The sequence below is a fragment of the Streptomyces sp. NPDC058086 genome, from assembly GCF_042885015.1.
Lineage (GTDB): Bacteria > Actinomycetota > Actinomycetes > Streptomycetales > Streptomycetaceae > Streptomyces.
The window spans coordinates 1-14,866 of record NZ_JBHVST010000115.1 but is presented as its reverse complement, the minus strand read 5'-3'; the positions used below and the strand labels follow the sequence as shown (position 1 = coordinate 14,866).

Here is a 14,866-nt window from a genome sequence, read left to right as displayed (position 1 = left end):
GCCCGGGAGGGGTGCTTCCTTGGCCCCGGTGGGGGTTTGCCTGTTCCTCGGTCCTGAGGGGGGTGCTCGTTCTTGGGCCCGGTGGGGCTTTGCCCGTTCCCCAGCCCCGGGAGGGGTGCTTCCTCGGCCCCGGTGGGGCTTTGCCCGGTCCTCGGTCCCGAGGGGGGCGTTCGTTGCTCGGCCCCGGTGGGGCTTCGCCCGTTCCCCAGCCCGGGAGGGGTGCTTCCTCGGCCCCGGTGGGGCTTTGCCCGACCCTCAGCCCCGGGAGGGGGGCTTCGCCCATTCCTCGGCCTCGGGGGCGCCCGATCCCCAGCCCCGAGCGGGCACTCGTCCCAGCCCCAGGAGGGGCGCCCGTTCCCGGCCCCCGGGGGCTTCCCCCGTTCCCCCTTCCCCGGCCTCGGGAGGGGCGCTCGTTCCCGGTCCCGGAGGGTTCCGCCCGTTCCCCTGTCCGGAGGACTTTTGGTGCCTGTGGCCGAGTCCTTACGGATTCATGGAACCGAGTGCGGTGAGGTCGCCCGGTGTTCAACCGCCGTTCAGGCGTGGGCGGGACGGTGTGGCCGCAACGCCCTCGGCCACCCTCCACGGTCATCCTCCACCGTCACGGGAGACACCCATGTCGCTCACCCGCAGGGACTTCGCCGGTCGATCCGCGCTGACCGGCGCCGGTATCGTCCTGGCCGGCAGTGTCGGCGCCCTCGCCACCGCCCCGAACGCCCTCGCGTCCACCGACACCGAGAGCGTGGGGGAGGACGGCAAGCCGACGGACCGGCACGGCGGAGTCGGCTACGGACCGCTGGTCCCGGACCCGAAGGGCCTGCTCGCGCTGCCCGCCGGATTCTCCTACCGCGTCATCACCTACAGCGGCCGTACCAAGCTGGACTCGGGTGAGTTCACGCCGTCCAACCACGACGGCACCTCCACCTTCGACGGGCCGCGCGGCGCCACCCTCCTCGTCAACAACCACGAGCTCAAGGGCCCCCGCGACAGTTGGAAGTACCCCGTGCCGCTCACCGAGGGCCTGGTCTACGACCCCGCCGCGTCCGGCGGCTGCACGGTCGTCGAGGTGCGCCACGACAAGGTCGCCGAGTGGGTCGGCGTCGCGGGCACCTCCACCAACTGCGCGGGCGGCAACACCCCTTGGGGCACCTGGCTCACCTGCGAGGAGACCGAGGACAAGGCCGGCCGGAACGGCATGACCAAGGACCACGGCTACGTCTTCGAGGTCGACCCCGTCGACCGCCGCCGCAACCGGAACCCCAAGCCGATCAAGGCACTCGGCCGGTACGCCCACGAGGCCGTCGTCGTCGACCCCAAGCGCGGCCGCCTCTACCTCACCGAGGACGCCTCGGGCCCCAACGGCCTCCTCTACCGCTGGACGCCTCCGCAGGGCTTCGAACACGGTCACGGACAGCTCGCCACTCTCGCCGACGACGCCGGCGCCCTCCAGGCCTTCAAGTGCTTCGACTCCGGCGGCCGGTTCATCGACGACCTCTCCCGAGCCACCAAGATCGGCACGGTGTACGGCGTGGACTGGGTCGACGTCCCGGACCGTGACGCGAAGACCGTCTCCGTGCGCAAGCAGTTCACCGACGGCCAGGTCACCCGCGCCCGCAAGCTCGAAGGCATGTGGTGGGGCGACGGCGGCACGTACATCGTCTCCTCGTACGCCCGCGAGGAAAGTCCCGTCCAGCACGACGGCGCCGTCTGGTTCTACGACCCCAAGCGCCGCACCCTGACCCTCAAGGTCCTGCTCGGTGTGAACCCCGACCCGTCCAAGGACGGCGCCTTCGACGGCCCCGACAACATCACCGTCTCCCCCTACGGCGGCCTCGTCATCGCCGAGGACGGCGAGGGCGTCCAGCACCTCTTCGGCGCCACCGACAGCGGCCGTACCTACCCGATCGCCCGCAACGAACTGAACATCGGGACCGAAGCCGAGCCGACCTACAGCGAGTTCACCGGCGTCACCTTCTCACCCGACGGCAGGACCCTCTTCGCCAACATCCAGGAGCCGGGCATCATGCTCGCCATCACCGGCCCCTGGAAGCGGCAGAAGCGCGGGTAGTTAAATTCAATGGCTCGAACCGCGGTCGCCCTCCTAAAGTGGTGCACGTCCAGGTGCGAAGGCAGGACCTACTTCCACTGATAATGGGGCGGCCGCGGGTTCGAGTCCCGCCACCGGTACAACGCGCCGGTGTAGCTCAGGGGTTAGAGCACCTACGTCGGTTCCGCCGGCCTTGAACTCTGGACACCATAATTTCATGCACCTCCCGGTGCGCAGGCTGCGGCTACTTCTCTCTCAAAGAATCCACGCCGCCGCCGAATTGATCTCGGGAGGCGCAGCTCATGGTGGGTGCCCGGTGCGCAGGCAACGGTTACTTCATTGGATCGGACGGTTGCGGGTTCAAGTCCCGTCATCGACTTCGGGTCGGTGTAGCTCAATTGGGTAGAGCATCTGGCTAAGTCCGTCGCCGACCTCTGAACTCGGACCCCCTCCATTTGCTGTGCCTCCCTCCGAAACGCGGCTTCACGTCGTAGGACGAAGTCGTAGAACGAATTCGGGGGAATTCATCATGGCGCGATTCAACACCAAGGCGGCCAAGGCGCAGCCCACTTCCCGTGTGACGTCGACCGGCCGCGTGCTGCGCACCCACCAGGTCGGCCGCGGCCAGGAGCGCGACGCACGCTCCGAGCTCTTCCTGCTGTCCATCGCCAACTTCGTCTCGCAGAACACCTTCTACGAGACCGGCGAGGCCCGCGACGACCGGTTCGCCACGCTCGTGCGCGAGCTCGCCGTCGCCGACCCCTCGTGGACGGCCGCCCTGCTCGGCTGGCTGCGCGGCGAGGGCAACCTGCGGACGGCCTCGCTCGTGGGCGCCGCCGAGTACGTGAAGGCACGCCTCGACGCGGACGCCACCGACGGCCCGGCCAACCGCCAGGTCATCGCCTCCGTGCTGCGCCGCCCGGACGAGCCCGGCGAGCTGCTCGCCTACTGGACCTCCCGGTACGGCCGCAACGTGCCCAAGCCCGTCAAGCGGGGCATCGCCGACGCCGTACGCCGGCTCTACGGCGAGAAGTCGCTGCTGAAGTACGACACGGCGGCCAAGGGCTACCGCTTCGGCGACATCCTCAACCTGGTGCACGCGGCGCCCGATCCGGCGAAGCCGTGGCAGGGCGACCTGTTCCAGTACGCCCTCGACCGGCGGCACCACCCGGACGCGGCCGTGGTTCCCAAGTCGCTGTCCGTCGTGGCGGCCCACCGCGACCTGATGGCGCTGCGGCCCGCCAAGCGGCGCAAGGTCGTAACCGGTGCGCACGGCGCGCGGCGCCTCGCGGACGCGGGGATGACGTGGGAGGCACTGGCCGGCTGGCTGCAGGGCCCGATGGACAAGGCGGCCTGGGAGGCCGTCATCCCGTCCATGGGCGCGATGGCGCTCGTACGCAACCTGCGGAACTTCGACGAGGCGGGAGTGAGCGACGAGGTGGCGGCTCAGGTCGCCGCCAGGATCAGCGACCCGGCGGAGGTGGCGCGCTCGCGGCAGTTCCCCTTCCGCTACCTCGCCGCGTACCAGCACGCGCCCTCGCTGCGCTGGTCGTACCCGCTGGAGCAGGCGCTCGGCCACTCGATGGCGAACGTGCCCGCGCTGCCCGGACGCACTCTCGTACTGGTCGACCGGTCCGGCTCGATGTTCTACTCGCGGCTGTCGGAGCGCTCGGAGCTCAACCGGGCCGACGCGGCGGCGATCTTCGGTACGGCGCTCGCGCTGCGGGCGGCGGACGCGGATCTCGTCGAGTTCGGCACCAGCAGCAACCGGGTGAAGTTCGCGAAGGGCGAGTCGGTGCTGAAGGTGCTGGAGCGCTTCGGCGACCTCGGCGGCACCAACACGAGCGAGGCGGTGCGCGCGCACTACGGGAAGCACGACCGGGTGCTCATCGTCACCGACGAGCAGGCCACCTACAGCCACTACGGCGACCCGACCGAGCAGGTCCCGGCGCACGTCCCGGTCTACACCTGGAACCTGGCCGGCTACCGGGCGGGCCACGGCCCCTCCGGGAAGGCCAACCGGCACACCTTCGGCGGCCTCTCGGACGCGGCTTTCCGGATGGTTCCCCTGCTGGAGTCGGCGCGCGACGCCGACTGGCCGTGGGCCGGATAGCCGATCGCGCGTGAGTGCGGCCCGTACTTCGGTACGGGCCGCACTCTTGTGCGCAACGGAACTGATATCTAACATTTCAGTTCATGGAGGCGATACGACCCGTGCGCCGGACCCTGCTGAGGGACCGCGCGTACGAAGCGATACGGGACGCCATCGTGGCGGGTGAGCTCGCACCGGGCGCGGTGGTGCGCGACGCCGGGCTCGCCGAGCTGCTCGGGCTGTCGCGGGCGCCGGTGCGCGAGGCCTTCTCCCGGCTGGTCGACGAGGGGCTGCTGGAGTCCAAGCCGCAGAGCTACACGCGGGTGACCCCCCTGGTGGCCGCTGATGTACGGGACGCGGCGGCCGTGGTCGGCGCCATGCACGAGCTGGCCGCGCGCACGGCGGTGCCCCGGCTCGAAGCGCCGCACATCGAGCTGATGCGCGAGGCCAACGTGCGCTTCGCGGACGCGGTGCGCGCCGGTGACGTGGACGCCGCTTTGATGGCCGACGACGAGTTGCACGACGTACTGGTACGAGTGAGCGGCAATCGTGCCGCCGCCGCCACCGTCGCCCGCTACACCCCGCTGATCCGCCGTCTGGAACGGCGCCGCTTCGGCGAGGGCGGCAACTGCCGTTCGGCGGGCCTGCACGACGAGCTGATCCACGCCTGCGCCGAACGGGACGTGGCCGCCGCCGTCCGCGTCACCGCGGAGATCTGGGGCGCGCTCGAAGACCTGGCCGATGTCGAACCCTGATGTGGGAGGACCCATGTCCCTTTCCTCGTACGAGCGTTACCCCCTGCTCTTCGGGCCCTCGCCCGTGCATCCGCTGGAGCGCCTGACCGAGCACCTCGGCGGTGCCTCCCTGTGGGCCAAGCGGGAGGACTGCAACTCCGGTGTCGCGTACGGCGGGAACAAGACCCGCAAGCTGGAGTACCTCGTCGCCGACGCGCTCGCCCAGGGCTGCGACACCCTCGTCTCGATCGGTGGCGTGCAGTCCAACCACACCCGCCAGGTCGCGGCCGTCGCCGCCCGCGCCGGACTCAAGTGTGTGCTCGTGCAGGAGAGCTGGGTGGAGTGGCCCGACTCCGTGTACGACAAGGTCGGCAACATCCTCATCAGCCGCCTCGCCGGGGCCGACGTACGGCTCGTGCGGGCCGGGTTCGGGATCGGCTTCAAGGAGAGCTGGGAGCAGGCGCTGCGGGAGGTCGAGGAGGGCGGCGGCAAGCCGTACGCCATTCCGGCGGGGGCGTCGGACCATCCGCTGGGGGGCCTGGGGTTCGCCGGGTGGGCTTATGAAGTGGTCGACCAGGAGCGGGAGTTGGGTGTTTTCTTCGACACCGTGATCGTGTGCTCGGTGACCGGGTCCACGCAGGCCGGCATGGTCGCCGGGTTCCGGGCGATCGAGGAGGCGGGCGGGCGCGAGCGGCGGGTGATCGGGATCGACGCCTCGGCCAAGCCCGCCGAGACCCGCGAGCAGGTGGCCCGTATCGCGCAGCGGACAGGGCGACTGATCGGAGTGAAGCGGGAGTTGTCCGTCGACGACGTGGAGCTGGACGAGCGTTACCACGCCGGTGTCTACGGCCTCCCTGACGAGCCCACCCTGGAGGCGATGCGGCTCGCCGCACGCACCGAGGGGATGGTCACCGACCCCGTGTACGAGGGTAAGTCGATGGCCGGGATGATCGACCTGGTCACGCGCGGGGAGATCGGCGCCGACTCCACCGTGCTGTACGCGCATCTGGGCGGGCAGCCCGCGCTGAACGCGTACAGCGCGCTGTTCTAGGACAGGTCCTAGGCAGCCTCCTGGGGTTTCCTGCCGGTGATCACGAACGCCGACACCAGCAGGGCGGTCAGCGCGATCAGCGAGCCGATGCCGAACGCGCGGGCCGCACCCTCGGTGAGGATGTCGGACGGGGAGCCGTGCGCGCGCCGGGCCGCCGTGCCGAAGACCGTGACCAGGATGGAGAGGCCGAGGGTGCCGCCGAGCCACTGCAGGGTCTGCAGCAGGCCGGAGGCGGCGCCCGCCTCCCGTGGCTCGATGCCCGCGAGGATCGTCGCGTTGAGCGGCATGAAACTCAGGCCGACGCCCACGCCCATCAGCACCAGCGGGCCGAACAGGCCGGTGAGGTAGCCGTCGTCGGGTCGCAGCCGCCACAGCCACGCGGCCGCGACGACGAGCAGGGCCATGCCGGTGAGCAGCACCGGCTTGGCGCCGAGCCGCGCGAGCAGCCGGGGCACGAAGCGTACGACCGTGAACATCGCCAGGGTCATGGGCAGGAAGGCGAATCCCGCGCGGAGCGGGCTGTAGCCCAGGACCTGCTGGCAGATCAGGGTGAGGAAGTAGAACGCGCCGAACATGCCCGCGGGCAGCAGCAGTACGCCCGCGTAACCGCCCGCGCGGTTGCGGCTCGCCAGCAGGCGCAGCGGCATGATCGGCTGGTCCGCGCGGGACTCGATCAGCGTGAAGCCCACCAGCAGGGCCGCCGCCGAGCTGAAGCCCAGCAGCGCCTGGGTGTCGGTCCAGCCCTCCTGCGAGACCCGGATGAACGCGTACACCAGCGATGTCATCCCGGCCGTGCCGGCGAGTGCCCCCGCCGCGTCGAACCGGCCCGCGTGGCGCGGGGTCTCGGTGACGAAGCGGGGCAGGGCGACGGCGACCGCGATGCCGATCGGTACGTTGATCAGCAGGGCCCAGCGCCAGGACGCCCAGGAGGTGAGCATGCCGCCGAGGACCAGGCCGATGGAGGCGCCGATGCCCGCCATCGACGCGTAGATGCCCAGGGCGTGGTGGCGGCGCGGGCCGTCGGGGAAGTTCGTGGTGATCAGCGCGAGGGTGCTGGGCGCGGTGAGGGCGGCGCCGACGCCCTGGAGGGCGCGGGCGGTGAGCAGCCAGGTGCTTTCGGTGGCGAGGCCGCCGAGCAGGGAGGATCCGGCGAAGAGCAGGACGCCGATGGTCAGGGTGCGGCGGCGACCCGCGATGTCGCCGGCCCGGCCGCCGAGGAGGAGCAGGCCGCCGAAAGCGAGGGTGTACGCGTTGAGCACCCAGGACAGGCCGGTCGGGCTGAAGTGCAGGTTCTTCTGGATGTCGGGCAGTGCGACATTGACGACTGTGGAGTCCACGCCGACCATCAGGTAGGCGGTGACGATGACGAACAGGACGGCGCCGAGCCTGGCGGGTTGGGGTGGTGCGGAGAGAGCGTCGGTGGTGGTGGACGGTGCGGACGGGGTAGACGAGGTGGACACGGTGTTCTCCCGGTCTGGCGTCCCCGGATGAAGGTGTGTACGGGCAGCACGGACTGCCCGCGAAATAAGCGGGGACTGTCTCCGTTTAACCCTCGCTAAGATACGGAGGGGGTCCCCGGTTCGCAAGGAGTATCTGAATGACGCAGGTCAAGCCCATGCGCGCGGACGCTCGGCGCAACTATGAGCGGTTGCTGAAGGTGGCGGCCGAGGCGTTCGCCGAGCACGGGGAAGGTGCGTCGCTCGACGACATCGCCAAGCGGGCGGGCGTCGGGTCGGGCACGCTGTACCGGCACTTCCCCACGCGGCAGGCGCTGTTGGAGGCGGCGTACGTCGACCGGATCGAGGCGCTCGGAGCGCGGGCCGACGAGATCGCGAAGGAACTGCCCCCGGGCGAGGCGCTGGCGGAGTGGCTCTACGAGCTGTGCGTCGGCACGATCCAGGTGCGAGGAATGAAGGCCCTGTTGGGCTCGGCCGTCACGGACGGCAGCAGGGCCGCGCTCACTGCCTGTGGCACTTCCATGAAGGGGGCGGCGCAGCGGCTGGTCGAGGCGGCGCAGCGGGAGGGAACCCTGCGTCAGGACATCGAGCCGATCGAGGTGCTACGGCTGGCCCACGGGGTTGCCACGGCCTCGGAGCTGGCGAACGGCCAAGGCAAGCAGATCCGGCGGTACCTCTCCCTGCTGACGGACGGACTGCGGCCGTAGCGGCGGGTCCTTGGGTGGTGCGCTGTCCGGCGTGCGCTGTCCGGCGGTGGGTGGGTCGGGGCCGTGGCGGTACGTCGAGCCCGTCGCCGCTGGATCAGACGTGGGCCGGGCAAGGAAGCCGCTGCTCGATCCGGACGTAAGCGACGGGCTTGCGACGTACCGCCACGGCCCCTTCCGTGGGTGGGCGGCCGCGGGTCAGAGAGCCTGGGCCGCGGGCTTCACCATGCCGCGGACCGTGCGGGACTTCACGAAGTCGCCCATCGCCGTCATCTCCCACTCGCCGGAGAACTGCTTGATCATCTTGGCCATCATCACGCCGGTCTGGGCCTCGGCGCTGGTGAGGTCGAAGCGGACCAGTTCCTCGCCGGTGGCGGCGTCCAGCAGGCGGCAGTACGCCTTGGCGACCTCGGTGAACTTCTGGCCGGAGAAGGAGTTGACCGTGAAGACCAGTCCGGTGACGTCCTGGGGGAGGCGGCCGAGGTCGACCACGATCACCTCGTCGTCACCGCCGCCCTCGCCCGTGAGATTGTCGCCGGAGTGCTTGATCGCGCCGTTGATGATGGACAGCTTGCCGAAGTAGCAGCTGTCGATGTGGTTGCGCTGCGGGCCGTAGGCGATGACCGAGGCGTCCAGGTCGATGTCCTTGCCGCGGTACGCCGGCTCCCAGCCGAGGCCCATCTTGACCTGGGAGAGCAGCGGGCGGCCGCCCTTGACCAGGGAGACGGTCTGGTTCTTCTGGAGGCTGACGCGGCCCTTGTCGAGGTTGATCTTCCCGGAGGCTGGGGGAGTGGGACGGGCGGGCGGCGCGGGAGGGGCCGGCGGGGTCACGGGGGTTTGCATGGGGGGTGCGGGCGGGGCCGCGGGTGTGGCTACGGGCTGGGCCGCCGGGGCGGGTGCCGGTTCCTCCACCGAGACGCCGAAGTCCGTGGCGATGCCCGCGAGGCCGTTCGCGTACCCCTGGCCGACCGCGCGGGCCTTCCAGGCGCCGTTGCGCAGGTAGATCTCCACGACCACCAGCGCCGTCTCGGTGCCGAGTTGAGGGGGCGTGAAGGTGCCCAGGACGCTGTTGTCGTCCGCGTTGCGGATCGTGGCCGTCGGTTCGATGCCCTGGAAGGTCTGGCCTGCGGCGTCCGGGCTCGCGGTGACCACGATCTTCTCGATGCCCGGCGGGACGGCGCCGGTGTCGACGGTGATCGCGTCGGGTGCCGCACCGCCGCCCGAGCGGTACGTCACACCCGGTCCCGTCGGCTGGTTGTAGAAGATGAAGTCGTCGTCGGAGCGCACCTTGCCGTCGGCGGTGAGCAGCAGGCCCGATACGTCGAGCCGCACGGGGGCGGCGACGTCCACCGTCACGCGCGCGGCGGAGAGAGGGATGTTCGAGCCGGGGGTCATAGCTGTCATGCCACGTGAACGAGCGAGACCATTTTGCCGTTCCCTTACCAAGCGGCCAATTGGCCCAGCCCTGAAATCCCCGGCTCGGAACCCCTCCCGCGGACTACGGAACCACCACGATCTTCCTGCCCACCCCGGCCGCGAACTGCTCCAGCGCCTGCGGATACCGCTCCAGCTCGATCCGGTCGCTGATGAAGATCTCCGGGTCGAGCACGCCGTTCGCGAACAGCTCCGCCGCCCGCTCGAAGCTGTGCAGCACCGCCATCGAACCGGTGATGGTGATCTCCTGGTTGTAGATGCGGTACGGGTCGATCGTCACGCGGGTGGCGTAGTCGGCGACCCCGAACTGGAGGAACGTGCCCGCCTTGGCCACCCGGTCCAGGCCGTCCTGGATGGCCGCCGCGTTGCCGGTCGCGTCGACGACGAGGTCCCAGCCCTGCGGCCGGTCCAGCTCGTCCGCGTTCGCCGCCGACCCCGAGACGCCGAGCGTCCGTGCCGTCTCCAGCCGGGCCGGGTTCAGGTCCACCACGTCGACGCTCGCCGCGCCGGTCCGCTTGGCCAGCTCCAGCATCATCAGGCCCATCGTCCCGGAGCCGTAGATCAGGACATGGGCGCCGAGCCGGGACCGCAGCACGTCGTAGCCGCGCACCGCGCAGGACAGCGGCTCCACGAGTGCGGCGTCCTGGGTGCGTACGTGCTCGGGCAGTTTCACGCAGTTCGCCACCGGGGCCACCGCGTACTGTGCGGCCCCGCCCGCCGTGGTGACGCCGATCGCGGCCCAGCGTTCGCAGAGGTTGTTGTGGCCCGTACGGCACTGCCGGCACTCGTAGCAGTACAGCGAGGGGTCGACGGCCACCCGGTCGCCGACCGCGAGCTCGGTGACCTGGGTGCCGACCCCGACCACCTCGCCCGCGAACTCGTGCCCCGGCACGATCGGCAGCTTGGGCGCGAACTCGCCCTGGAGGATGTGCAGGTCCGTGCCGCACAGGCCGCAGGCGGCGACCTCGACGACGACCTCGCGGGGGCCCGGCGTCGGGTCCGGGACCTCGGTGACGACGGCGCGGCCCACGGACTCGATGACGGCGGCCTTCATTTGACGGCTCCCAGGGAGAGGCCCTGGACCAGTTTGTCCTGGGCGGCGAACCCCGCGGCGAGCACCGGCAGGGAGATGACGAGCGAGGCGGCGCACACCTTGGCCAGGAACAGGCCCTGGCTGGTGATGAAGCCGGTCAGGAAGACGGGGGCCGTCTCGGCGACCACACCGGTCAGCACGCGGGCGAACAGCAGTTCGTTCCAGCTGAAGATGAAGCAGATCAGGGCCGTGGCCGCGATGCCGGGGAGGGCTATGGGGGCCACGACGCGGGCCAGGATCGTCGGCAGTTTCGCGCCGTCGATCTGGGCCGCCTCGATCACCGCCACCGGTACCTCGGCGAGGAACGACTGCATCATCCACACCGCGATCGGCAGGTTCATGGAGGTGTAGAGGATGACCAGGAGCCAGATGTTGTCCAGCATTCCGGTGTTCTTCGCGAAGAGGTAGATCGGGAGGAGTCCGGCCACGACCGGCAGCATCTTCGTCGACAGGAAGAAGAACAGGACGTCCGTCCACTTCTTCACCGGGCGGATGGAGAGTGCGTACGCCGCCGGGAAAGCCAGCAGGAGGACGCAGAGGGTGGAGACCACCGAGGCCACCGTCGAGTTGATCAGCGCGGGCCAGGGGCTCGCGCCGCCGCCCGTGCCGAAGAAGTCGCGGTAGCCGTCGAGGGTGAGGGCGGCGCCGAAGGACGGCGGGTTGGTGGCCGCGTCCGACTCCGAGTGGAACGACGTCAGGGCCATCCACGCGATGGGCAGGAAGAACAGCACACCGAGCAGCCAGGCCAACAGGCCCAGGCCCGTCCCCCGGGCACGCCGGGGTCGTACGCGGATCGTGGTGGCGCTCATGCGCGGGACACCTCCTCGCGGAACAGGGACGAGACCACGCGCAGCGCGAAGGTCGCGATGATGATCGAACCGATGACGACCAGGACGCCCGCGGCGGAGGCGAGGCCGTTCTCGTGGGCCTGGTAGAAGCTCTGGTAGACGGTGTAGGGGAGGTTCGCCGTCCCCAGGCCGCCGGATGTGAGGGTGAAGACCGCGTCGAAGTTCTGGACGATGTAGATCGAGCCCAGCAGGGCGCCGAGTTCCAGGTAGCGGCGCAGGTGGGGGAGGGTGAGGTGGCGGAAGACCTGCCAGTCGCTCGCGCCGTCCACCCGCGCGGCCTCGATCTGCTGGTGGTCGCGGCTCTGCAGGCCGGCCAGGAGGATCAGCATCATGAACGGCGTCCACTGCCAGACAAGGGAGGCCTCGACCGCCAGCAGCGGGGTGCCCGAGATCCAGTCCGGCTGGGGGCCGCCCACGTAGTGCAGCAGTCCGTTGAGCAGGCCGTACTCCGGGTTGTAGAGCACGTGCTTCCAGAGCAGGGCCGCGGCCACCGGGACCACCAGGAAGGGGGCGATGAGGAGCGTTCTGACGATGCCCCGGCCGCGGAACTTGCGGTCCAGGAGCAGGGCCAGGCCCAGGCCGATGACCAGGCTGGCGACGACCACGGCCGCCGTCAGGAGGATCGTCGTCCAGACGGAGTGGCGCAGGTCGGGGTCGGTGAGGACGTCCGAGTAGTTGGAGACGCCGGTGAAGTGGCGGGCCTTGGGGTAGAGCGCGTTCCAGTCGAAGAAGGAGATCACCAGCGTGGCCACGAAGGGGAGCTGGGTCACGGCGATCATGAAGATCAGGGCGGGGAGCAGCGGGGCGCGGGTGGCCCAGGCGCGCAGCCGGTTGGACGGCTTTCCCAGGGTGCGTGCGGGAGCGGCGGCCACGGGGGCCGTTGTCGTGGCGGTCATCGTCCCTCGTACTCCTTGGAGATCTTCTCGGCGAGTTTCTGGGACTTCTTCAGGGCCGAGTCGACGGACTGGCGTTCGGCGATGGCCGCGCTGATCTCCTGCGAGACCTTGGTGCCGAGGTCGGTGAACTCGGGGATGCCGACGAACTGGATGCCGGGCGCGGGACGCGGCTGCACTCCCGGGTCGCGCGGCTGGGCGCCCTCGATGGCCTCGCGGGTCATCTCCTGGAAGGCGGCGGCCTCCTTGGTGTACGCGGCGTTCGTGTAGGTGGAGGCGCGCTTGCCGGCCGGCACGTTGGACCAGCCGATCGTGTCCCCGACCAGCTGCTCGTACTGCTTGCTTGAGGCCCAGGAGATGAACTTCCAGGCCTTGTCGGAGTTGTGGGAGGCCTTCTGCAGGCCCCAGGCCCAGGTGTAGAGCCAGCCGGAGGACTTGGTCTTCTCGACGGGTGCGGGTACGTATCCGATCTTGCCCTTGACCGGGGAGTCGGACGCCTCCAGGGAGCCCGCCGCGGAGGTGGCGTCGTACCACATGGCCGTCTTGCCCTGGGTCATGTTGTTGAGGCACTCGGCGAAGCCCGACTGAGCCGCGCCGGACTCGCCGTGCTTGCGGACGAGGTCCACGTAGAACTTCGTCGCCTTCTCGAACTCGGGGGAGTCGAGACGGGCCTTCCAGTCCTTGTCGAACCAGGTGCCGCCGAAGGTGTTCACGACGGTGGTGAGGGGTGCCATGAGCTCGCCCCAGCCGGGCAGGCCGCGCAGACAGATGCCCTTCATGCCGGACTGGGCGCCGTCGGCCTCGGCGGCCAGCTGTCCCACCTGCTCCCAGGTGGGGTGGTCGGGCATCGTCAGGCCCTTCTGGGCGAAGACGTCCTTGCGGTACATCAGGAAGGACGACTCGCCGTAGAACGGCTGCCCGTAGAGCTTGCCGTCGGCGGCCGTCAGGGACTGCCGCATGGGGGCGAGGATGTCCTGCTCGTCGTAGCCGCTGTCCTGGCGTACGTAGGAGTCCATGTCGTGCAGCCAGCCGTTGCGGGCGTAGATCGGTATCTCGTAGTTGGAGAGTGTGGCGACGTCGTACTGGCCGGCCTGGTTGGCGAAGTCCTGGCTGATCTTGTCGCGGACGTCGTTCTCCGGCAGCACGGTGAAGTTCACCTTGATGCCGCTCTCCTTGGTGAAGTGCGCCTTGGTGAGCTTCTGCAGCTCCACCATCTGCGGGTTGTTGACCATCAGGACGTTGATGGAGTCGCCGCCCGACCCCGACCCGCCCGCTCCGACCCAACAGCCGGAGAGCAGCGGGGCGAGCAGCGTCCCTGCGGCGGCCGCGGCGAGTGCGCGCGACCTCCGTCGGCTCTGGGTTCGCATGGATCGCTCCTGGACGTATAGGGAGATAAAGGGCTTTTTCGGGTGTGGGCGTGCCCTTGTAGTGGGTGAGTTGGTTTTTCAGACTCGGATGACCTGGGGGCCTTGCAAGGAGTACCGGTGCGCCTCCGACGTCGGAAGCAGCGTGCTCGTGACGATGGCTTCCAGGGCGGTGATCTCCGCGAAGCGGCAGAAGCTGACCGCCCCGAACTTGGTGTGCACGCCCGCGAAGACCGTGCGCCGGGAGGCCCTGATCGCCTGGGCCTTGACCTCGCTGACCGCCGGGTCGGGGGTGGTGAGGCCGTGTTCGCGGGAGATGCCGTTGGCGCCGATGTACGCCAGGTCGATGACGAAGCCGGCGAGCATCTTCGTCGTCCAGTGGTCCACGGTCGCGAGCGTGCCGGGGCGGACCCGGCCGCCGAGCAGCAGGACGCTGGTGTGGTCGGCCTCGGCGAGCGCGCCCGCCGTGGCCAGGGAGGCGGTGACCACGGTCAGTGGCCGGTCCTTGGGGAGCGCCTCGGCGATGAGCTGCGGGGTGAACCCCTCGTCGATGAACACGGTCTCGGCGTCCCCGAGCAGCTCGGCCGCGGCGCTCGCGATCCGGCGCTTCTCGGGCACATGGCTGGTGGCCCGGAAGGCGAGCGTCGTCTCGAACCCGGCGCTCTCCACGGGGTAGGCGCCGCCGTGGGTGCGGCGGACCAGGCCGTGGTCCTCCAGGGCGCGCAGGTCGCGCCGTACGGTCTCCTTGGCGACGCCCAGTTCGGCGGCGAGCGCGGTGACGTCGACCGCGCCGGTACGGCGGGCGGCCCTGACGATCTCCCGCTGGCGTTCTTCCGCGGTCATGGCCGACACCTGCTCCCTGCGTCCAGTGCGTACTGCCCGTTCGGGCCCGGTGTGGGCCTTGGGGGAAGTTCTACAGCGGGTGCGCGGCACTGACCAGGCCTGTTGCGTGACCGATGATGCCCGGCTGTGACCGTTCGGCGCGGACGGCGCCCGTGCCGGACCTGGGGCGGAGCGGAGGGAGGGGTGGGATCGGGCAGGGTTCGTGCCCGAACACGGCGGCGGGGGGGGGGGGGGGGGGGGGGCCCCCCCCCCCCCCCCCCCCCCCCCCCGGGGGGGGGGGGGCCCCCCCCGCAGGGGGGCGGGGCCGCG

The 14,866-nt window shown here is 70.3% G+C and carries 12 protein-coding genes; 5 read left to right on the top strand and 7 right to left on the bottom strand.

Annotated features, from left to right (window positions below):
• Window positions 1–613: 613 nt before the first annotated feature.
• The 4 genes from ACFVWD_RS48375 to ACFVWD_RS48360 all read left to right on the top strand — a co-directional run bounded on the left by ACFVWD_RS48375 (window position 614) and on the right by ACFVWD_RS48360 (window position 5,921).
• Window positions 614–2,065 (top strand): alkaline phosphatase PhoX, encoded by a 1,452-nt coding sequence (locus ACFVWD_RS48375; RefSeq protein ID WP_389604774.1) that lies wholly within the window; start codon window positions 614–616, stop codon window positions 2,063–2,065.
• 508 nt (window positions 2,066–2,573) lie between these two features.
• A complete protein-coding gene (locus ACFVWD_RS48370) occupies window positions 2,574–4,157 on the top strand; it encodes a TROVE domain-containing protein (RefSeq protein WP_389604773.1) in 1,584 nt (527 codons plus the stop codon).
• Window positions 4,158–4,240: 83 nt separating this feature from the next.
• Entirely contained in the window at window positions 4,241–4,891 is a 651-nt protein-coding gene (locus ACFVWD_RS48365) for a GntR family transcriptional regulator (RefSeq protein ID WP_389604771.1), read from the top strand.
• A 13-nt stretch (window positions 4,892–4,904) separates the two neighbouring features.
• Window positions 4,905–5,921, top strand: a complete 1,017-nt coding sequence (locus ACFVWD_RS48360) for a 1-aminocyclopropane-1-carboxylate deaminase (protein WP_389604770.1) — start codon at window positions 4,905–4,907, stop codon at window positions 5,919–5,921.
• Window positions 5,922–5,929: 8 nt separating this feature from the next.
• On the opposite strand, the gene ACFVWD_RS48355 is transcribed toward ACFVWD_RS48360, so the two are convergent.
• Window positions 5,930–7,381 (bottom strand): MFS transporter, encoded by a 1,452-nt coding sequence (locus ACFVWD_RS48355; protein ID WP_389604768.1) that lies wholly within the window; start codon window positions 7,379–7,381, stop codon window positions 5,930–5,932.
• A gap of 137 nt (window positions 7,382–7,518) precedes the next feature.
• Here ACFVWD_RS48355 and ACFVWD_RS48350 point away from each other — a divergent pair, with 137 nt between their 5' ends.
• Window positions 7,519–8,085, top strand: coding sequence for a TetR/AcrR family transcriptional regulator (locus ACFVWD_RS48350; protein WP_075026204.1), 567 nt, complete (start codon window positions 7,519–7,521; stop codon window positions 8,083–8,085).
• A gap of 195 nt (window positions 8,086–8,280) precedes the next feature.
• Here the strand turns inward: ACFVWD_RS48350 and ACFVWD_RS48345 are convergent, their stop codons facing one another.
• From ACFVWD_RS48345 to ACFVWD_RS48320, 6 genes are all read right to left on the bottom strand, one after another.
• On the bottom strand, window positions 8,281–9,477 hold the full coding sequence (locus ACFVWD_RS48345; protein WP_389604802.1) for a TerD family protein: 1,197 nt from the start codon (window positions 9,475–9,477) through the stop codon (window positions 8,281–8,283).
• Between the two features lie 103 nt (window positions 9,478–9,580).
• Window positions 9,581–10,570, bottom strand: coding sequence for a zinc-dependent alcohol dehydrogenase family protein (locus ACFVWD_RS48340; RefSeq protein ID WP_168490425.1), 990 nt, complete (start codon window positions 10,568–10,570; stop codon window positions 9,581–9,583).
• The gene (locus ACFVWD_RS48335; protein WP_168507998.1) at window positions 10,567–11,418 is read right to left on the bottom strand and encodes a carbohydrate ABC transporter permease; all 852 of its coding nucleotides are present in this window, start codon (window positions 11,416–11,418) and stop codon (window positions 10,567–10,569) included. Before ACFVWD_RS48335 ends, ACFVWD_RS48340 begins: the two co-directional genes overlap by 4 nt.
• Complete coding sequence (locus tag ACFVWD_RS48330; protein WP_389604766.1) at window positions 11,415–12,353, bottom strand: carbohydrate ABC transporter permease; 939 nt, start codon at window positions 12,351–12,353, stop codon at window positions 11,415–11,417. Before ACFVWD_RS48330 ends, ACFVWD_RS48335 begins: the two co-directional genes overlap by 4 nt.
• Window positions 12,350–13,717 carry an ABC transporter substrate-binding protein gene (locus ACFVWD_RS48325; protein ID WP_389604764.1) on the bottom strand — a complete coding sequence of 456 codons (1,368 nt, stop codon included), beginning with the start codon at window positions 13,715–13,717 and terminating at the stop codon, window positions 12,350–12,352. The genes ACFVWD_RS48330 and ACFVWD_RS48325 overlap by 4 nt, the downstream gene beginning before the upstream one ends.
• A 78-nt stretch (window positions 13,718–13,795) precedes the next feature.
• Complete coding sequence (locus ACFVWD_RS48320) at window positions 13,796–14,557, bottom strand: DeoR/GlpR family DNA-binding transcription regulator (RefSeq protein WP_060902183.1); 762 nt, start codon at window positions 14,555–14,557, stop codon at window positions 13,796–13,798.
• Between the last annotated feature and the right edge of the window lie 309 nt (window positions 14,558–14,866).

Excerpts from the sequence above, each read along its gene's own strand:
- ACFVWD_RS48375 (WP_389604774.1), top strand. The coding sequence starts at position 614 with ATGTCGCTCACCCGCAGGGACTTCGCCGGTCGATCCGCGCTGACCGGC.
- ACFVWD_RS48370 (WP_389604773.1), top strand. The coding sequence starts at position 2,574 with ATGGCGCGATTCAACACCAAGGCGGCCAAGGCGCAGCCCACTTCCCGT.
- ACFVWD_RS48365 (WP_389604771.1), top strand. The coding sequence starts at position 4,241 with ATGGAGGCGATACGACCCGTGCGCCGGACCCTGCTGAGGGACCGCGCG.
- ACFVWD_RS48360 (WP_389604770.1), top strand. The coding sequence starts at position 4,905 with ATGTCCCTTTCCTCGTACGAGCGTTACCCCCTGCTCTTCGGGCCCTCG.
- ACFVWD_RS48350 (WP_075026204.1), top strand. The coding sequence starts at position 7,519 with ATGACGCAGGTCAAGCCCATGCGCGCGGACGCTCGGCGCAACTATGAG.
- ACFVWD_RS48345 (WP_389604802.1), bottom strand. The coding sequence starts at position 9,477 with ATGACCCCCGGCTCGAACATCCCTCTCTCCGCCGCGCGCGTGACGGTG.
- ACFVWD_RS48340 (WP_168490425.1), bottom strand. The coding sequence starts at position 10,570 with ATGAAGGCCGCCGTCATCGAGTCCGTGGGCCGCGCCGTCGTCACCGAG.
- ACFVWD_RS48335 (WP_168507998.1), bottom strand. The coding sequence starts at position 11,418 with ATGAGCGCCACCACGATCCGCGTACGACCCCGGCGTGCCCGGGGGACG.
- ACFVWD_RS48330 (WP_389604766.1), bottom strand. The coding sequence starts at position 12,353 with ATGACCGCCACGACAACGGCCCCCGTGGCCGCCGCTCCCGCACGCACC.
- ACFVWD_RS48325 (WP_389604764.1), bottom strand. The coding sequence starts at position 13,717 with ATGCGAACCCAGAGCCGACGGAGGTCGCGCGCACTCGCCGCGGCCGCC.
- ACFVWD_RS48320 (WP_060902183.1), bottom strand. The coding sequence starts at position 14,557 with ATGACCGCGGAAGAACGCCAGCGGGAGATCGTCAGGGCCGCCCGCCGT.